Genomic DNA, 16,248 nt, shown 5'->3' with positions numbered 1-16,248 from the left:
GGTTGGCGCGGACGTGACTGCCAGCCTAGTCGCCCCCCCTGAGGGGGAGATGGCCGGCAGGCCAGAGGGGGGTAGTAGCGCCAAGGTTGCGGTCATTGCCCCAACCTTTCGAGCAACACCGGCACGTGGACCTGATCCGACTTGTAGTTGCCCGTCAGCATATACATCATGATGTTGGCGCCGCCACGCAGGGCATATTCGCGCTGCATCGGGTCGCCGGGAACAGTCGGCAGCATGGGCTCGCCATTGGCGTCGATCGCCCAGGCGCCGGCCAGATCGTTGGCGGTGATCATGATCGGCGTGACGCCATCGCCGGTGCGCACCGGGCGATCATCCGGGTTCGCTGCTGCCGCGGAAGCTTCGACCCAGAGCGGACTGCCATTATAGCGGCCGAGGAATTCCGGGACGATGAAGAAGGATTTCGTCAGCACGTGGTCTTCCGGCACCGGCTCCAGCGCCGGCACGTTGAGGTCAGCCAGGATGTCTCGCAGCCGTTGCGTGGCGGGCGTGGTGGAGGAGGCGTCGAAGCCGGCCGAATACTGGTCGCGCGTGTCGAACAACACCGTGCCGCCCTGCTTCATGTAAGCGTCGACGCGGGCAATGGCGTCCTCGCTCGGCATGGCGCCGTCGGGATCGATCGGCCAATAGATCAGCGGGTAGAAGGACAGTTCGTCGGTGGCGATGTCGACGCCGGCCGGGTCGCCTGGTTCAAGCGCAGTTTTCTCGATCAGGAAGCGGTTCAACCCCTGAATACCGGCGCGGCTTATGGCGTCCACCGAAGAATCACCGGTGACGACATAGGCGATGCGCGTGGTGGAAATTGCCTCGATCGCAGCCTGATCGTCCTGCCGTGTGTCCTGCGCTTGAGCGGGCAGGGGATGCGAGACGAGGCCGAGTGCTACGAGCCCGATCGCAGCGGCAACCGGTTGCCCACGACGGCGTTTGCGCGCGAAGGCGCCGCCCATCCAGAGTACGGCCAGCGTATCCAGCACCATCAGAAGCAGCGCCAGCGCAAATAGCGGGCCGCGCAAATCACGCGACTGATCGAAGGCATAAGAGGCTTCCGTCACCGGCAGGTTGGTTTGCGGCCTGACGATCGGCGCGAGCGTCGCGTCGGAGGCCAGAAGATTATGCGCCACGACACCTTCCTCTCCGCCATAAAGGCCGGGTGGGTTCTCGATCGTCACGCGTGCAGCGGCATTGGCCGGCAGCGGCCGCGCTTCCGGTGTTGGCGGCACAAGCATGCCATCGGCTGCAATCATGCGATAGGGCGGCAGGCCGGCGGCATTGGCTTCCGCACCACTATCGACACGCCCCTGATTGCGCGACAGCTGCACGACGCGGCGGAGCATCTCCACGAACGTGCCGGAGATCGGCAGGTTCGACCATGTCGCTTCCGGCGTGACATGGAACAACGCCACCGTGCCCTGACCACGCCGTGCGCCCGTCACCAGCGGCGTGCCATCGGCCAGCGTCGCCCAGGTATGGTCGACGATGTCGGCCGAAGGTTCGGCCAGAACCTGCCGCGTGACGGTGACTTCCGCTGGCGGCGCTAGATCGGCAAAGGGGCCGGTGCCGGGAAACTCGGTCACAGCCTGCGGCTCGGTCCAGGACATGGCGCCGCCCAGCGCGCGCTCTCCGGTGCGCAGGCGCACGGGCAGGAGGTCTTCGTCGGGTCCTGCGGCGGCCAGACGCGAGCCTGCAAAGCGCACCAGCGTGCCGCCCTTCTGCACCCAATCCACGAGGGCGGTGCGGGCGGCATCGGGGATGACGCCGACATCGGCCATGACGATCATCGCGGGCTTTTGTTCGAGCAGTTGCGGGATCGCCTGCGCGAGATCAGCACTTTGCGGCTCCACCAGATCGGCAAACGGCTCCATAGCCTTGCGGATATAAAACAGCGGCGAAAGGAGGGGCTGGGCGCGGTCGGCTTCAGCCTGAGACAGCAAACCCACGCGGCGGCGCTTGGCGTTTTCATCGAGCACGCGCACGGCGCCGGCCTGTGGCTCGCTGTCGATCGACACGGAGGCGAAATCGTTGCGCAGCTCGAACGGCACGGCAAGCTCGCCGCTGGCAGAGGTTTCGCCGGCACCAAAGGTGATGGTCGTGTCGCCGATGCGTCGGCCGCGGTCATCAAAGGCGCCGGCAGTGACGCTGCGCGGCGCGGGATCGCCGGGACTGCGGACGGCGGTGACGCGGAAGGCGTCGACCTGGTTGTCGGCGGCGGTCAGCGCCAAGGACGCGACGCGCTCGGGCGTCACCCAGACGAGGCCGCTGCGGTTTGCCCCGAGCAGACCCGCAAAAGCCTGTTCATCGCCTCCGGCGGCCAGCCCGTCGGAAAGGACAGCGATGCTTGGTGCGGAAAAGCGCGCGACCGCTTCGGCCACGCGGCCGAAAGTGGAAGGGCGATCCACCGGTACGGGACGCGGATGGGCGGCGCGCAGATGATCGCGCGCGACTTCCGCTTCGAATGGCCCGATTTCCGTGCTGGGCGGCTCGGCGGTGAGCGCCAGCACCACCGGCTTGCCGGCGGTACCGGCATCGGTGATCAGCCGCTCGGCGGTGGCGACGCGGCGATCCCAGTCGGGCGCGGTAGACCAGCCATTGTCGAGCACGATTGCCACCGCATCGCCAGATGCCGTCATGCGCTCGCGCGGATTGAAGACGGGGTCGGCCAGCGCGAAGATGATGAGTGCGGCCATCAAGAGTCGCAGCAAGGTCAGCCACCAGGGGCTGGAGCGCGGGGTTTCTTCCTTGCGCAGGACCTTGGCGAGGATCTTCAGTGGCGGGAAGGTTTCGGTCTGCGGCTTCGGCGGGGTGAGGCGCAGCAGCCACCAGATCAGTGGTAGGGCGAGAAGCCCCGCCAGCACCATCGGCGCACCAAAGGAGAGCGGCAGCCAGCTCATGCGCGCGCGCCTCCGAATCCGGGTTCGGTGGACAGCGCCATGTGGATCGTGACCAGCGCTTCGGAGGCGAGGCGGTCGGTGTGGTTGACCGTGTAGCTCCAGCCCTGCCGCTTGGCCCAGGCTGCCAATTCCTCGCGCCGGGCGCGATACTGATTGCGGTAATCTTCAGCCAGCGTTTCAGCGCGACCGGCAGTCAGGCGCTCGCCGGTTTCCGGATCCTGGAACTCGGTGCGGCCGCTATAAGGGAAGCTTTCTTCGGCGGGATCAGCAATCTCGATCAGATGCGCGCGCACGCCGCGCTTTGTGAGGGGATCGAGCCAGGCCATGATCTCCTGCGGCTCATCGAGGAAATCCGAGGCGATGATGACATCCGAAAAGCGCCGGACCTGGCTCCAGTCGGGCTGGGCGACCAGGGCCGCATGGGTGAGGCGTGCCGCCAGCCGCTCGGCGCCGTTGCGGGTGGAAAGCGGGTCGGTCAGGCCCGGCCAGCCGATGCGCTCGCCACTGCGCGACAGGAGTTCGGCCAGCGCCAGCACCAGCACAACCGCGCGGGATTCCTTGGACACGGTGGCGATGGTCGACTTGTAGAGCATGGATGGCGACGGGTCGGCCCAAAGCCAGACCGTATGCGCCGCTTCCCATTCCCTGTCGCGAACATAAGTGTGATCGTCGCGCGCCGAGCGCCGCCAGTCGATGCGCGCGACGGCATCGCCTTCCACGAAGGGGCGGAACTGCCAGAAGTTTTCGCCGACACCGCGACGGCGGCGGCCGTGCCATCCGGAAATCACGGTATTCACCACGCGGCGCGCTTCAACCAGCAGATCGGGCACAAGGGCGGCGCGCGTGCGGGCGCGGGCCAGCGCTTCGCGTGTTGCGACGGGAGGGGCGACCTCGCCGATACGCGCCATCAGATCGCCTTTGTCAGCCTCGCGACCACGTCGCGAACGGTCATGCCCTCGGCACGGGCGGCAAAGGTCAGCGCCATGCGATGCTGCAGCACAGGCTCAGCCAGCGCGCGCACATCGTCGATCGACGGCGCCAAACGGCCATCGTAGAGCGCGCGGGCGCGGGCGCAGAGCGTGAGGGCCTGTGACGCGCGCGGGCCGGGACCCCAGGCGACATGCTTGTCGGTTTCAGAGTTGCCCTGGCCGGGACGCGCCGAGCGCACCAGCGTCAGGATCGCATCCACCACGCTTTCGGGCACCGGCATGCGGCGCACCAGAAGCTGGATGGCTTGGAGGCGCTGCGGGTCGAGCACGGCGGAAATGCGCGCTTCGCTGCCGCTGGTGGTTTCGGTGAGAATGCGGCGCTCGGCTTCGAGCTCGGGATACAGAATGTCGATCTGCATCAGGAAGCGATCGAGCTGCGCTTCCGGAAGGGGATAGGTGCCTTCCTGTTCCAGCGGGTTCTGCGTCGCCAGCACATGGAAGGGTGCCGGCAGATCATGGCGATGGCCGGCGACTGTCACATGATATTCCTGCATGGACTGCAGAAGGGCCGACTGGGTGCGCGGGCTCGCGCGGTTGATCTCGTCGGCCATCAGCAACTGCGCGAAGATCGGGCCGGGAATGAATCGAAAGGCGCGACGGCCGGTGTCATCTTGCTCCATCACCTCGGAGCCAAGAATATCGGACGGCATGAGGTCGGGCGTGAACTGGATGCGGTTGGACTGTAGGCCGAGCACCTGGCCGAGCGTTACGACCAGCTTGGTTTTTGCCAGACCCGGCACGCCGACCAGCAGCGCATGACCAGCGGCCAGAACGGCGACGATCGTCTTTTCGATCACGCTTTCCTGACCGAAGATGACCTGTCCCAAACCTTCGCGGACGGCGGCAATGTCCTTCAGCGCAGCTTCAGCCTGAGCCACCATGTCCGCATCGCTGGGCTTGGTTTCGCCTGCTGCCAAATTGCTGGTGATTACGCTCATGCCGAGACGTCCTTCCTGTTGGCGGCGGGCAGACCAATCATCCGCTTGGGGCGAGATGATGGTGAACGGGCTGGAAGCGCGTCCGGCTGACCTTAAATGGGTCACAGGTGCTGACAAGCAAAACAACAGTGACTATTTCGTGACTCATGACAGACCCTACCACTAACGCTGCGGCAGGCCTTGCGAAGGCCGGCGACACTGCCGGGATAGAGGCGCTTATCGGCCGCGCCGCCCGCGCGGGCAAGGGGCTTCCGCCCGTAGACAAGTGGAACCCGGACTTTTGCGGCGATCTCGATATGGAGATCAAGCGCGACGGCACTTGGTTCTACCTTGGTACGCCGATCGGCCGCATGCCGCTGGTGCAGCTCTTTTCCAGCGTGTTGCGCCGGGACGAGGACGGCAAGACCTATCTCGTCACGCCCGTCGAGAAGGTCGGCATCCGGGTCGAGGATGCGCCTTTCGTCGCGGTCGAGGTGGATGCCAGTGGCGAGGGCGAAGAGCGCGTTCTCACCTTCCGTACCAATGTCGGCGATGTGGTCGAGGCCGGGCCGGATCATCCAATTCGCTTTGTGGACGAGCCGGAAACGGGTGGGCTGAAGCCCTATCTGCATGTGCGCGGTCGGCTTGAAGCACTGGTGGCGCGGGCGGTGATGTATGAGCTTGCCGAACTCGGCGAGGAGATCACCATCGACGGCGAGCCGATGTTCGCCCTGCGCTCCAAGGGTGCCGTTTTTCCCGTGATGCCGGTTGCGCAACTCGACAGGCTGGTTGCCGAAGCATGAGGGTTGTGGAAGCGCCGTCCCTGTTCAGCGCGGAGGATTTCCGCCGCCGCGCTTTGATCGAACGCGAGCCGCCGGAAGCCGATTTCTTTGGCGATCACCAGCTAAACCCGGATTTCAGCGACCTCATCGTGCGGCCGGATCTGCGCGCTGCTGCCGTGATGATCGCGGCGGTCGATTATCCCGACGGTGCCTCGCTCATCCTAACCAAGCGCACCGACCGTTTGCGCAATCATGCCGGCCAGATCGCCTTTCCCGGTGGGCGGATCGATCCCGAAGACAGTTCGCCGGAAGCCGCCGCGTTGCGCGAAACGGAAGAGGAAATTGGCCTCGATCGCAGCCGCATCGACGTGCTCGGCCGCTTGCCCGATTATTCCACCGGCAGCGGCTTTCGCATCACCCCCGTGCTTGGCATTGTGCAGCCGGGCTTCCAGCTTGCGATCAATCCCGACGAGGTGGATGCGGCCTTTGAAGTACCGCTCGCCTTCCTCATGGACCCCGCCAACCACGCCCGCGGCAGCCGCATATGGCAGGAGCGCGAGCGCTTCTTCTACGAGATGCCTTACGGTGACCGCTATATCTGGGGCGTGACCGCGGGCGTCATCCGCACGCTTTACGAAAGGCTCTACGCTTGACAACCACCATTGCCGGCCGCGCGCCCTTCCTCGAAGCTCCGGGCTTGCGGCGCCTCATGATGGCCCTGAAGGCTGACGGCGAGGAAGCCCGCATTGCCGGAGGTGCAGTGCGCGATGCGCTGATCGGCCGTCCCACCGGCGATGTCGACATCGCGACCACCGTGCTGCCTTCCGAAACGATTGCCCGCGCCGAAGCGGCTGGTTTGCGCGCGGTGCCGACCGGCATCGACCACGGCACGATCACGGTGATCGCCGATGGCGTGCCTTATGAAGTCACGACGCTGCGCAGCGACATTGAAACCGACGGCCGCCATGCCAAGGTCGCCTTCGGCCGCGATTGGCAGAAGGATGCGGAGCGGCGCGATTTCACGATCAACGGGCTTTATGCCGAAGGTGACGGCACGGTGATCGACCTCGTCGGCGGTCTGGCCGATCTCGACAAGCGCCTGCTGCGCTTCATCGGCGAGCCCGAACAGCGCATCCGCGAGGACTATCTGCGCATCCTCCGCTTCTTCCGCTTCTTCGCCTGGTTCGGCACCGGCCGTCCTGATGCGGAAGGGCTGAAGGCCTGCGTCCGGTTGAAGGAAGGCGTGACAGGCTTGTCGGCCGAACGGATCTGGACGGAGATGCGCAAGCTCCTAACCGCGCCCGATCCCAGCCGCGCGCTGTTGTGGATGCGCACGACCGGCGTGCTGACGCTCGTTCTGCCGGAAAGCGAGAAGTGGGGCATCGACGCCATTCACGGCCTCGTTTCAGCCGAGCAGGCGAGGGGATGGACGGCCGACCCGCTGCTCAGGCTGGCCAGCATCATTCCGCCCAATGTCGAGCGGATCGAAACTTTGTCCAAGCGCCTGCGCCTGTCCAAGGCCGAAACAAAGCGACTCGAAGAGTGGGCTGCGGCTGCACCGGCAGCAGAGGATGAGACCACGCAGGCGCTCGCCCGACGCATCCATGCCGGAAGCCGCGAAGGCATCACGAATCGACTGAGGCTTCAGATCGCCAGCCAGTCCGCCGCCGGCAATGATGCGGCGCCACTTGAAGCGCTGTTGAGCCACGCTGAAGGTTGGAAAAGCCCACCTTTCCCGATCTCTGGCGCGGACTTGATGGCGAATGGCGTGCCAGCCGGACCGGAGCTCGGCCGGCTCTTCAAGCAGTTGGAGGCGGAATGGTCCGCCTCCGATTTCACTTATGATCGCGAAGCGCTGCTTGCCCGCGCCTCATCTCTCATCGAAACGCGCTAGGCAGCATCCTGCACGCGTTCGATCCGCGAACGGATCGCATCGACCATCGATTCTCGGATGGTCGTCTCGCCATGGGTCTGGCGCATGTGCTCGACGGCACGGCGCATGACCTCGGCTTCTTCCTCATGCCTGGTATGCCAGGAGCAGCCCGGCACCAGCGATCCACACTGAAATTCCTTCATCGCATCGTCCTCCTTCGCAATGATGGGTCGATGTTAAATGAGGGCAATGCCATTGAGTTCAAGACGCGTCAGGGCCACTTCACTTCCGGCGGCATGCTGGACAGGATCGCGTCGATGTTGCCGCCGGTCTTCAGGCCGAAGATCGTGCCCCGATCGTAAAGCAGGTTGAACTCGACATAGCGGCCGCGGCGGATCAGCTGTTCTTCGCGATCCGCTTCGGTCCAGTTCTCGTTGAAGTTCTTGCGCACGATGTGCTGGTAAACGATCAGGAAGGAGCGGCCGACATCCTGGGCGAAGCGAAAGTCCGCATCCCAGCCGCCGTTCTCGCCTTCGGAGTGCAGGTAATCGAAGAAGATGCCGCCGATGCCGCGCGGCTCCTTGCGGTGGGGCAGATAGAAGTACTCCTCGCACCACGCCTTCAGGCGCGGATATTCGGCGACGGCCGCATGCTTGTCGCAGGCAAACTGCATGGCGCGGTGGAAGGCCTGCGAATCCGGGTCTTCCTGTGTGCGTCGACGTTCCAGCACCGGCGTAAGGTCCGCGCCGCCGCCGAACCATTGGCGCGAGGTCACCACCATGCGCGTGTTCATGTGAACGGCCGGCACGTTGGGGTTCCAGGGGTGGCAGATCAGCGAAATGCCGCTTGCCCAGAAGCGCGGATCCTCGTCGGCGCCGGGCATCTGCTTACGAAATTCGGGCGAGAACTCGCCCTGTACGGTGGATGTATGCACGCCGACCTTTTCGAACACGCGGCCATTCATCATCGACATGACGCCACCGCCGCCGGCACCTCCGTCACGCTGCCACGGCGTTTGCTCGAAGCGCCCCGGCGACCAGGAGGCATGCGGCCCGGAAACTTCGTCTTCCAGTGCTTCAAGGCCAGCGCAGATGCGATCGCGCAGCTGCTCGAACCAGGCGCGGGCCGTGGCTTTCTTGTCCTCGATATCGTCCGGCAAACCGGCGGGAATGCTGTCGCGGTTCATGGGGTCCTGCGAATGATGGGAGTGGCATGACCTACCCCGCCGAGTCCCACCCGGCAAGCATTGCCTGCGCGCGTGCGACAAATGACTCGTCAAGCGATGATGAGGTCCTTAATCTCTGCAGGCTAATTTCTTGTGGCCTGTCCCCGTGGAATGACGGAGTTCCGCATGCGCCCGCCGGTCCGCCCGCCGCTCGACGGCCTTAAGCATCGTCTCGCACAAGAACGTGAGACGAGTGCCACGCGCGCCCGCGACGGCTTCCTGCGCGAAACCTTCCGCCTGCCACGCACCGACGCCCGCGCTAAGGCTCGTGAATGGTTCGACCGCTGGCCAAAGCAGGCCTATTGGACGGAAATTGAAAGCTGGTTCGAGCGGCCGGGCGATGAGATCGAATTTACGATAAGGCGGTTGCCGACGGCGGATTGAGACGACGAGTGCTTACATCCTCAAGCGTGCTGTGTTAGTCTGTGTACATCCTAACACAGGGATTTAGGACGATGCCTTCCAGCGAGACAATGACGATCAGAGTTCCTGCGGAAACGAAGGAAAAGCTGGATCGTATCGCTGTGCATACAAGGCGCAGCAAGTCGTTTCTTGCCGGTGAAGCGATCGCGGCCTATGTCGATCGCGAGCTTAAAATCATCGAAGGTGTCACTCGCGCTTTGGAAGATGCCAAAGCTGGCCGCGTTGTTTCTCACGAGCAGGCGGTGACCGAGATGCGCCAGCTTCTCGGTAAAGCCAAGCAAGGGCGCGATGGCGGCGAATGAGGCCGGTCGTCTGGTCGCGTACCGCTCTTGATGATGCGCTAGAGATCCTGCGCTATGTCGCAGCGGATGATCCCAACGCTGCCGAAAGAATGATCGAAGCCATCGAAGCCGCGGGTAACCGTCTAGGCATGATTGCGACGGGACGTCCAGGTCGCGTCGTCGGCACATATGAGAAATCCGTTAAGCGGCTGCCCTATGTCATCGCCTATGCAGTGGACGCGGCTGAGGGCGAGGAAAAGATCGTCATCCTTCGCGTCATCCACACGGCGCGCAATTGGCCGTCAGGCAACTGGCCGCAGTAGTCCCGCTTTCGCAGATCTCAGGCGACCTTCACCAGCACGGCCGTATCCATGCTCATGATTGTCTCGCCTGCGCCGTTGAACGCCTCGCCCTGACCCGACAGCAAACGCCAGCCGGGCCTTGAGGCCAGTGCACGATGGCCGGTGGTGGTGCGCGAGAAGCGGATCGTGTCGCCGGCGTAAGCGGGCTTGAGCCAGCGCAGGTTCTGGAAGCCGGGCGAGGGGCCGAATTCGGGCTTGGGACCATCGCCCGTCCATTCCACCGGCTCAATCTGCAGCAGATTGTGGCGCATCCACATCGATGTCGTGTGCCAGCCGGACGCGCAAAGAGCGCCGAAGACCGTTCCCTTCGCGCCTTCCTCGCTGAGGTGGAAAGGCTGCGGATCATACTTCCTGGCGAAGGCCACGATCTCCTCTGCCGTGAAGACATGGCTGCCGAGATCCTGCGGAATGCCGATGGCGAAATAGTCGTCGAGCGTCATGCCGCCAGCTCCGGATTGCGCAGCAGGAACATGCCGGTGTTCGAGAACTCCAGAACGAGCTCGCCACGCTGGTTGTAGAGGCTGTTGCGGAAGGTCACGAAGCCAAGCTGCGGACGCGAAGCAGAACGGCGCGTGGCGAGGATGGTGGCTTCGCCGCGGATCGTGTCGCCGGCGAGCACCGGCTTCTTCCACTTCAGATATTCTACTCCCGGTGCGCCCTGCGAGGTCGAATCGAGCAGGAAGTGATCGCAGATCAGCCGCATGAACATGGACACGGTGTGCCAGCCCGACGCCGACAAACCGCCGAGGATGCTGGCTTTGCCGGCTTCCTCGTTCAGATGTATCGGCTGCATGTCGAACTGCTCGGCGAATTCGACGATCTCAGACGCGTCGACCTGTTTGCTGCCGAGGGGGATAGTGGCGTCCTGGACGAAGTCTTCGAAGGCCCAGCGTTTGTCGGTCATGCCATCCCCCGTGTCTGCGGCTCAGGTGTTGAAGCGGAACAGCAGCACGTCGCCGTCCTGCACGACATATTCCTTGCCTTCGTCTCGCGCCTTGCCGGCTTCCTTGGCCGCTACTTCGCCGCCAAGCGTGACATAATCATTATAGGCGATGGTTTGCGCGCGGATGAAGCCACGTTCGAAATCCGTATGGATCACGCCTGCGGCCTGCGGCGCCTTCGAGCCCTTATGAACGGTCCAGGCGCGTGTTTCCTTCGGGCCTACCGTGAAGTAGGTGATCAGGCTGAGAAGGTCGTAGCCGGCGCGGATCAGGCGGTCGAGTCCGGGCTCTTCGAGGTTCATCGCGTCGAGATATTCCTTGGCTTCCTCGTCAGGAAGCTGCGACACCTCGGCTTCAATCGCCGCCGAAATGACCACGGCCTTGGCGCCCTGCGCTTCAGCCATCGCGTCTACAGCCTTGGTGTGCGCATTGCCCGTCGCAGCCTCGGCTTCCGCGACATTGCAGACGTAAAGCACAGGCTTGGAGGTCAGGAGGTTCAGGCCTTCGAGGATCTTAAGATCCTCCACCGCGATGCCCTTCAGCATCATGCGTACCGGCTTGCCGTCGGTCAGGAGCTTAAGCGCATCTTCCATGACGGGAAGAACAGTGAGCGCTTCCTTGTCCTTGCTGGAGGCGCGCTTGCGGAACTGCACGATGCGGCGCTCGAGACTTTCGAGATCCGACAGCATCAGCTCAGTTTCCACCGTCTCGGCATCCGCGACCGGATCGATGCGGCCCTCGACATGGGTGATGTCGTCATCTTCGAAGCAGCGCAGCACATGCACGATGGCGTCCACTTCGCGGATATTGGCGAGGAACTGGTTGCCGAGGCCTTCGCCCTTGGACGCGCCGCGCACCAGGCCGGCGATGTCCACGAAGGAGATGCGGGTCGGAATGATCTCCTTGGACTTGCCGGCGGCAGCCAGCGCCTTCAAGCGCGGATCGGGAACGGCGACTTCGCCAGTGTTCGGCTCGATCGTGCAGAAAGGATAATTCGCAGCCTGCGCGGCGGCCGTGCGCGTCAGGGCGTTGAAGAGCGTCGACTTGCCGACATTGGGCAGCCCGACGATGCCGCATTTGAAACCCATGAGAAATGGTCCTGGTCTAAAAAGAAGGTTAGCAGGGCTATGGGCGACGAAGCGGGTTACGGTCAACCCCGATGCGCAAAGCGGCTGTGAGCGCTATTCCCGTCCCAGCAGCTTCTTCAGCATCGCAGCCATCGGGCCGCTTTCCGGTACCTTGATCTGCGGCTGGGCTGGGCGTGCCTGGCGGATGTGGCTTTGGCCCTTAGGCGGCGTTGCGGGCTTTGCCTGGGGCTCGCCCTTGGCATAGGGCTTTGGCTCGCGCGCGCCGCATGGTGTCGCCAGCGCCACCTTGTTCATGAAGCCGTTGTCGTCGCCCTTGGCGAGGAGGTCGGCATTGTCGGCGATGGCCTCAAGCAGGGGATCGAGCCAGGTCTGATCGGCCTTGGCAAAGTTGCCGAGCACCCAGTTGTGCACAAGCTCCTTGGCACCGGGATGGCCGATGCCGATGCGCACACGGCGGTAATCCTTGCTTGGAAGATGTGCGTCGGCTGAACGGATGCCGTTATGGCCGCCATTGCCGCCGCCGATCTTCACGCGGATCTTGGCCGGGGCGAGGTCGAGCTCGTCATAGAGGATGCTGATGTCGCCGGGTTCGATCTTGTAGAAGCGCGCGGCTTCCCCGACAGACTGCCCGGAATTGTTCATGAAGGTCTGCGGCTTCATCAGCAGCACCTTCTCACCCCCGATCGTGCCTTCGCAGATCAGGGCGTGGAACTTCTTTGTCCAGGGCGCAAAGGAATGGCGGCGGGCAATTGCGTCCGCCGCCATGAAGCCGACATTGTGTCGGTTGTCCTGATATTGCGCGCCGGGATTTCCAAGGCCTGCAAAAATACGCATGGCTGTGTTCCCGTCGCGGGCTTGAGCGAAGGATTACTCCTTCGCTGCGCCTTCTTCGCCTTCGGCAGCGGTTTCATCGCCTTCGGCTTCGGCTTCGGCTTCTGCCTCAGCTTCCTTGGCTTCCACCAGTTCCTCTTCGGTGACGCCGGCTTCTTCAGCCTCGGTCAGCACGGCAGGAGCAGCGATGGTTGCAACCGTGAAGTCGCGGTCGGTGATCGTCAGCTCGACATTCTTCGGCAGCTTGACCGAGGAAATGTGGATGATGTCGCCGATCTTCAGGCCCTTGAGGTCGATCTCGATCGCGTCCGGGATCTGGTCTGCAGGAACCTGCAACTCGATGTCGTGGCGAACGATGTTCAGCACGCCGCCGCGCTTGATGCCGGGCGAAGCGTCTTCGTTGAGGAAGTGAACAGGCACGTTCACCGTCACAAGCGAATGCTCGCCGACGCGCAGGAAGTCGACATGCATCGGGAAGTCCTTGACCGGATCCAGCTGGTAGTCCTTCGGCAGGACGCGGATCTTCTGGCCGTTGACATCGATGATCGCAACGGTGGTCTTAAAGCCGCCGCCGTGAATCTTGTAGAAGATGTCCTTGTAGGAGAGAGCAATCGCCAGGGGAGGCTGCTTCTCGCCGTAAATGACTGCTGGTACTTTGCCGTTGCGGCGAATCTCGCGGGCGGACCCCTTACCGACCTTTTCGCGCGCCTCGGCCTTGAGCTCGTAAGTCTCGTGGCTCATGGCTTTTCCTTCATGTTGTGGAGCGTTTCCGAAACCATCAGGGCTGTGGAAACGTCGAAAGCAGCCGATCAACTCAGCCGCTTGCGCCCCGCGGTGCCTCCAAGGGTGTCTACGCGGGTGAGCGCCCTATAGGCCAGAAGGCACTTTCTTGCAAGCCGTAGTAGTCTTTTAGGACGTTGACGGCTGCGGGCCGACGATTGCCCAATTCACGCCGAACGGGTCTTTCATCAACCCATATTTGTCGCCCCAGAAGGCGTCATGCAGATCCACCACGCTTGTCATGCCGGCGCCGATCGCCCGGTCCCACCAAGCCTGCGCATCCGCTACGATCAGGGTCATGGATCCAGCCATCGGCATGACGTCCATGCCGTGTTCAGGGAAAGGATCGTTGAACATGAACGGCCCGCCATTGATGCGCGCTTCGCAATGCATCAGGCGACCGTCGTCGGTTGCGCGCTGATCCGCGATGGTGGAGCCGAGCGCTTGCTCGTAGAACCGGGCGGCTTCGCGCGCATTGGTGACGGTGACATAGGCGGTGACGCCGGCATAATCAGGCCGGGGTTCGAAATTGCTCATTCTGTTCTCCTGTTGATCAAAGCGTCTTGGCCACGGTTTCCAGCTGGTCGGCCGCTTTGTTCCAGCCGTCATGGAAGCCCATCTTTTTATGTCGTTCGCGATCTTCAACGGTCCAATGCCGGACGATCGCGGTGTAGTTCGTCCGCCCGTCGCCTGCATCTTCCAGCTGGATGTCGGCGACGATGAAAGGCTTTGCAGACGGCTCCCAAGTCGAGGTGAAAGCGTCGGTGAAAACGAGGCGCTCGTTGGGTACGACATCCAGATAGATGCCAGGATTGGGGTAGGTTTCGCCTTCCGGGCTCTGCATCACGATCCGGCTGGAGCCGCCGGGGCGCACATCCACATCGGCTTCGATCGTTTTCCAAGGCGCGGGCGTGAAGCATTGCAGGAGCAGCGGCCCTTCTGTCCAACAACGGTAGATCTTGTCGCGCAGCGCATCGAGCGTGCGGACAAGGGTGAGCGTGCGGTCGTCTTCTGTTTCGGCCATGATGAACTCCGTTGCAGCATCCGGGTTGAAGACGATCCAGTGCGGCGTGAGCCGACAGCTGGATGGAAAAATGCGGTCTCAGGGTGACGGCACAGTCTCGACTTGCCGGACAGCCTCGCTTTCCAGCCGGTCGAGATGCCCGCGGATATGCGCGGCTTCCGCCCCCGATCGCGCCAGGGCAATCGCACGATTAAAGGCGTCGCGGGCGGCTGAATTCCGACCCAACTGCATCAGAAACGCCCCGCGCACGCCATGGAAGTTGAAGTAGCCGTCGAGGGACGTCCCAAGCGGCTCCACCAGTGTCAGGGCGGTTTCGGCGCCATACGCCTTCGAGACAGCAACGGCGCGGTTGAGCGTGACTACAGGTGAAGGCGTGATCTGCTCGAGCATGGCATAAAGCACATCGATCTGCCGCCAGTCCGTTTCGTCGGCGCTGGTGGCGCGCGCATGCAGCGCTGCGATTGCGGCCTGAAGCTGGTAGGCGCCGGGTCTGCGATGGCGCAAAGCCTTGTCGACGAGCGCCAGTCCTTCCGCGATCATCGGCCTGTTCCAGCGCGCGCGATCCTGATCCTCCAGCAGGATAATGTCGCCGCCCGCATCGAAGCGCGCGGAACTGCGGGCATGCTGCAGCAACATCAACGCTGCCAGCCCCATGACCTCCGGCTCGGCGGGGAACATCCGCAACAACAGCCGCCCCAGCCGGATCGCCTCGTTGCAAAGGGGCTGGCGCGGTTCGATTTCCTCGCCGCTGGCCGAATAGCCCTCATTGAACACGAGATAGATCATCGCCAGCACCAGTCCGAGCCGCTCGGCGCGCTCCACTGGACCCGGCGTGTCGAATGGAATGCCTGCCGCCGCGATCCTTGCCTTGGCGCGGGTGATGCGCTGTTCCATCGCCTTTTCATTGACCAGAAAGGCGCGCGCGATCTGCTTCACCGACAGGCCGGAGACAATGCGCAAGGCCAACGCGATCTGTTGGGTTGCCGGAAGTTCGGGATGGCAGCAGGTGAAAAGCAGTCTCAGAATGTCGTCGCGGTAATCCGCCTGGTCGAGCCGTTCCGTCATCTCGCTTTCGGCATCGCCAAGTTCGGAAAGCTGATCCTCAGGCGGGAGAACCGTTTCGCGCTTCAGGCGGCGCGTGCGGTCGAGCGCAGCGTTGCGCCCAACAAGAATCAGCCAGGCCGCGGGATCGCGCGGCGGACCCTTGTCCGGCCACATCCTCAACGCGCGCAGACAGGCATCCTGAAAGGCTTCCTCGGCTGTATCCAGATCGCGGAAATAGCGCAGCAGTGCGGCCATCGCTTTTGGCCGCGCGGACGCAAAGGTCGCGTCGATCCAGGCGAGATCGTTCATCCCGGCTGGCTCCTGGCCCCCGCCATATCGGCGACCGCCTTAGGGTCGACCGCGACACCGGCATGGAAGATGCCGACCGGCCGAATCTCGTAGCAGCCGGGCACCGGATTGGCTTCGGTCAGCTCGCGGGCGACATCATGAGCATCCTCCAACGCGTCGCAGTCCACGAGGTAGAAGCCCAGCAACTGCTCCTTGGTTTCGGCAAACGGCCCGTCCATGATCAGCGGCTCGGCTCCGCCCTTGCGCAGGGTCGTGGCCGCCGTCGTCGGTAAGAGCCGCGCCACGGGACCCAGCCGCCCCTCGCTCGCAAGCCGCTCCTGAATGACGGCCAAACGTGCCATGCAGGCATCGTCCTCCGCCTGGCTCCACGTGCCGACGACATCTTCCTGGGCGTAGCAAAGAATGGCGTAAAGCATTGCACAGCGTCCTCTCGCGACAAGGACGCCAGCCTAAGTCCGATGCCGACAGAGCGG

Annotated in this window: 20 protein-coding genes; 6 read left to right on the top strand and 14 right to left on the bottom strand. The window is 63.6% G+C overall.

Features of this window, described 5'->3' with window-relative positions:
* Positions 1 to 92: 92 nt before the first annotated feature.
* Genes IE166_RS07720 through IE166_RS07710 form a run of 3 tightly spaced genes read right to left on the bottom strand, consistent with a single transcriptional unit; the run spans position 93 to position 4,833 of the window.
* Positions 93 to 2,906 (bottom strand): DUF4159 domain-containing protein, encoded by a 2,814-nt coding sequence (locus IE166_RS07720; RefSeq protein WP_189502864.1) that lies wholly within the window; start codon positions 2,904 to 2,906, stop codon positions 93 to 95.
* Positions 2,903 to 3,814 (bottom strand): DUF58 domain-containing protein, encoded by a 912-nt coding sequence (locus tag IE166_RS07715; RefSeq protein WP_189502863.1) that lies wholly within the window; start codon positions 3,812 to 3,814, stop codon positions 2,903 to 2,905. The genes IE166_RS07720 and IE166_RS07715 overlap by 4 nt, the downstream gene beginning before the upstream one ends.
* Complete coding sequence (locus IE166_RS07710; protein ID WP_189502862.1) at positions 3,814 to 4,833, bottom strand: AAA family ATPase; 1,020 nt, start codon at positions 4,831 to 4,833, stop codon at positions 3,814 to 3,816. Before IE166_RS07710 ends, IE166_RS07715 begins: the two co-directional genes overlap by 1 nt.
* 146 nt (positions 4,834 to 4,979) lie before the next feature.
* On the opposite strand from IE166_RS07710, the gene IE166_RS07705 reads away from it, so the two are divergent.
* The 3 genes from IE166_RS07705 to IE166_RS07695 are packed head-to-tail and all read left to right on the top strand — an operon-like array spanning position 4,980 to position 7,488.
* Positions 4,980 to 5,615 carry a DUF1285 domain-containing protein gene (locus tag IE166_RS07705; RefSeq protein WP_189502861.1) on the top strand — a complete coding sequence of 212 codons (636 nt, stop codon included), beginning with the start codon at positions 4,980 to 4,982 and terminating at the stop codon, positions 5,613 to 5,615.
* On the top strand, positions 5,612 to 6,247 hold the full coding sequence (locus tag IE166_RS07700) for a CoA pyrophosphatase (RefSeq protein WP_189502860.1): 636 nt from the start codon (positions 5,612 to 5,614) through the stop codon (positions 6,245 to 6,247). Before IE166_RS07705 ends, IE166_RS07700 begins: the two co-directional genes overlap by 4 nt.
* A complete protein-coding gene (locus IE166_RS07695) occupies positions 6,244 to 7,488 on the top strand; it encodes a CCA tRNA nucleotidyltransferase (protein WP_189502859.1) in 1,245 nt (414 codons plus the stop codon). The genes IE166_RS07700 and IE166_RS07695 overlap by 4 nt, the downstream gene beginning before the upstream one ends.
* On the opposite strand, the gene IE166_RS07690 is transcribed toward IE166_RS07695, so the two are convergent.
* Positions 7,485 to 7,670, bottom strand: a complete 186-nt coding sequence (locus IE166_RS07690; RefSeq protein ID WP_189502858.1) for a DUF1059 domain-containing protein — start codon at positions 7,668 to 7,670, stop codon at positions 7,485 to 7,487. The two genes, IE166_RS07695 and IE166_RS07690, sit on opposite strands and share 4 nt — an antisense overlap.
* A gap of 68 nt (positions 7,671 to 7,738) precedes the next feature.
* Entirely contained in the window at positions 7,739 to 8,653 is a 915-nt protein-coding gene (gene hemF / locus IE166_RS07685; protein WP_189502857.1) for an oxygen-dependent coproporphyrinogen oxidase, read from the bottom strand.
* Between the two features lie 165 nt (positions 8,654 to 8,818).
* Here hemF and IE166_RS07680 point away from each other — a divergent pair, with 165 nt between their 5' ends.
* The 3 genes from IE166_RS07680 to IE166_RS07670 all read left to right on the top strand — a co-directional run bounded on the left by IE166_RS07680 (position 8,819) and on the right by IE166_RS07670 (position 9,719).
* Positions 8,819 to 9,076, top strand: coding sequence for a hypothetical protein (locus tag IE166_RS07680; RefSeq protein WP_189502856.1), 258 nt, complete (start codon positions 8,819 to 8,821; stop codon positions 9,074 to 9,076).
* Positions 9,077 to 9,147: 71 nt separating this feature from the next.
* Entirely contained in the window at positions 9,148 to 9,417 is a 270-nt protein-coding gene (locus IE166_RS07675) for a CopG family ribbon-helix-helix protein (protein WP_189502855.1), read from the top strand.
* Complete coding sequence (locus tag IE166_RS07670) at positions 9,414 to 9,719, top strand: type II toxin-antitoxin system RelE/ParE family toxin (RefSeq protein ID WP_189502854.1); 306 nt, start codon at positions 9,414 to 9,416, stop codon at positions 9,717 to 9,719. Before IE166_RS07675 ends, IE166_RS07670 begins: the two co-directional genes overlap by 4 nt.
* A 17-nt stretch (positions 9,720 to 9,736) precedes the next feature.
* On the opposite strand, the gene IE166_RS07665 is transcribed toward IE166_RS07670, so the two are convergent.
* The 9 genes from IE166_RS07665 to IE166_RS07625 form a co-directional block, all read right to left on the bottom strand.
* Positions 9,737 to 10,198, bottom strand: a complete 462-nt coding sequence (locus IE166_RS07665; RefSeq protein WP_189502853.1) for a MaoC/PaaZ C-terminal domain-containing protein — start codon at positions 10,196 to 10,198, stop codon at positions 9,737 to 9,739.
* Positions 10,195 to 10,662, bottom strand: a complete 468-nt coding sequence (locus IE166_RS07660) for a MaoC family dehydratase (protein WP_189502852.1) — start codon at positions 10,660 to 10,662, stop codon at positions 10,195 to 10,197. The genes IE166_RS07665 and IE166_RS07660 overlap by 4 nt, the downstream gene beginning before the upstream one ends.
* A gap of 21 nt (positions 10,663 to 10,683) precedes the next feature.
* Positions 10,684 to 11,787, bottom strand: coding sequence for a redox-regulated ATPase YchF (gene ychF, locus IE166_RS07655; RefSeq protein ID WP_189502851.1), 1,104 nt, complete (start codon positions 11,785 to 11,787; stop codon positions 10,684 to 10,686).
* Positions 11,788 to 11,880: 93 nt separating this feature from the next.
* Positions 11,881 to 12,621, bottom strand: a complete 741-nt coding sequence (gene pth, locus IE166_RS07650) for an aminoacyl-tRNA hydrolase (protein ID WP_189502850.1) — start codon at positions 12,619 to 12,621, stop codon at positions 11,881 to 11,883.
* Positions 12,622 to 12,654: 33 nt separating this feature from the next.
* Positions 12,655 to 13,359 (bottom strand): 50S ribosomal protein L25/general stress protein Ctc, encoded by a 705-nt coding sequence (locus IE166_RS07645; protein ID WP_189502849.1) that lies wholly within the window; start codon positions 13,357 to 13,359, stop codon positions 12,655 to 12,657.
* Positions 13,360 to 13,527: 168 nt separating this feature from the next.
* The gene (locus tag IE166_RS07640) at positions 13,528 to 13,935 is read right to left on the bottom strand and encodes a VOC family protein (protein ID WP_189502848.1); all 408 of its coding nucleotides are present in this window, start codon (positions 13,933 to 13,935) and stop codon (positions 13,528 to 13,530) included.
* Between the two features lie 16 nt (positions 13,936 to 13,951).
* Positions 13,952 to 14,422 carry an SRPBCC family protein gene (locus IE166_RS07635; protein WP_189502847.1) on the bottom strand — a complete coding sequence of 157 codons (471 nt, stop codon included), beginning with the start codon at positions 14,420 to 14,422 and terminating at the stop codon, positions 13,952 to 13,954.
* 78 nt (positions 14,423 to 14,500) lie between these two features.
* Positions 14,501 to 15,775 (bottom strand): RNA polymerase sigma factor, encoded by a 1,275-nt coding sequence (locus IE166_RS07630; RefSeq protein WP_189502846.1) that lies wholly within the window; start codon positions 15,773 to 15,775, stop codon positions 14,501 to 14,503.
* The gene (locus IE166_RS07625) at positions 15,772 to 16,191 is read right to left on the bottom strand and encodes a YciI family protein (RefSeq protein ID WP_189502845.1); all 420 of its coding nucleotides are present in this window, start codon (positions 16,189 to 16,191) and stop codon (positions 15,772 to 15,774) included. Before IE166_RS07625 ends, IE166_RS07630 begins: the two co-directional genes overlap by 4 nt.
* Between the last annotated feature and the right edge of the window lie 57 nt (positions 16,192 to 16,248).

The sequence above is a fragment of the Tianweitania populi genome (assembly GCF_014652875.1).
Lineage (GTDB): Bacteria > Pseudomonadota > Alphaproteobacteria > Rhizobiales > Rhizobiaceae > Tianweitania > Tianweitania populi.
Note: the sequence above shows the minus strand (reverse complement) of the source record. Positions and strands in the feature narration are given on the sequence as shown.

Excerpts from the sequence above, each read along its gene's own strand:
- IE166_RS07720 (WP_189502864.1), bottom strand. The coding sequence starts at position 2,906 with ATGAGCTGGCTGCCGCTCTCCTTTGGTGCGCCGATGGTGCTGGCGGGG.
- IE166_RS07715 (WP_189502863.1), bottom strand. The coding sequence starts at position 3,814 with ATGGCGCGTATCGGCGAGGTCGCCCCTCCCGTCGCAACACGCGAAGCG.
- IE166_RS07710 (WP_189502862.1), bottom strand. The coding sequence starts at position 4,833 with ATGAGCGTAATCACCAGCAATTTGGCAGCAGGCGAAACCAAGCCCAGC.
- IE166_RS07705 (WP_189502861.1), top strand. The coding sequence starts at position 4,980 with ATGACAGACCCTACCACTAACGCTGCGGCAGGCCTTGCGAAGGCCGGC.
- IE166_RS07700 (WP_189502860.1), top strand. The coding sequence starts at position 5,612 with ATGAGGGTTGTGGAAGCGCCGTCCCTGTTCAGCGCGGAGGATTTCCGC.
- IE166_RS07690 (WP_189502858.1), bottom strand. The coding sequence starts at position 7,670 with ATGAAGGAATTTCAGTGTGGATCGCTGGTGCCGGGCTGCTCCTGGCAT.
- hemF (WP_189502857.1), bottom strand. The coding sequence starts at position 8,653 with ATGAACCGCGACAGCATTCCCGCCGGTTTGCCGGACGATATCGAGGAC.
- IE166_RS07680 (WP_189502856.1), top strand. The coding sequence starts at position 8,819 with ATGCGCCCGCCGGTCCGCCCGCCGCTCGACGGCCTTAAGCATCGTCTC.
- IE166_RS07675 (WP_189502855.1), top strand. The coding sequence starts at position 9,148 with ATGCCTTCCAGCGAGACAATGACGATCAGAGTTCCTGCGGAAACGAAG.
- IE166_RS07670 (WP_189502854.1), top strand. The coding sequence starts at position 9,414 with ATGAGGCCGGTCGTCTGGTCGCGTACCGCTCTTGATGATGCGCTAGAG.
- IE166_RS07665 (WP_189502853.1), bottom strand. The coding sequence starts at position 10,198 with ATGACGCTCGACGACTATTTCGCCATCGGCATTCCGCAGGATCTCGGC.
- IE166_RS07660 (WP_189502852.1), bottom strand. The coding sequence starts at position 10,662 with ATGACCGACAAACGCTGGGCCTTCGAAGACTTCGTCCAGGACGCCACT.
- ychF (WP_189502851.1), bottom strand. The coding sequence starts at position 11,787 with ATGGGTTTCAAATGCGGCATCGTCGGGCTGCCCAATGTCGGCAAGTCG.
- pth (WP_189502850.1), bottom strand. The coding sequence starts at position 12,621 with ATGCGTATTTTTGCAGGCCTTGGAAATCCCGGCGCGCAATATCAGGAC.
- IE166_RS07645 (WP_189502849.1), bottom strand. The coding sequence starts at position 13,359 with ATGAGCCACGAGACTTACGAGCTCAAGGCCGAGGCGCGCGAAAAGGTC.
- IE166_RS07640 (WP_189502848.1), bottom strand. The coding sequence starts at position 13,935 with ATGAGCAATTTCGAACCCCGGCCTGATTATGCCGGCGTCACCGCCTAT.
- IE166_RS07635 (WP_189502847.1), bottom strand. The coding sequence starts at position 14,422 with ATGGCCGAAACAGAAGACGACCGCACGCTCACCCTTGTCCGCACGCTC.
- IE166_RS07630 (WP_189502846.1), bottom strand. The coding sequence starts at position 15,775 with ATGAACGATCTCGCCTGGATCGACGCGACCTTTGCGTCCGCGCGGCCA.
- IE166_RS07625 (WP_189502845.1), bottom strand. The coding sequence starts at position 16,191 with ATGCTTTACGCCATTCTTTGCTACGCCCAGGAAGATGTCGTCGGCACG.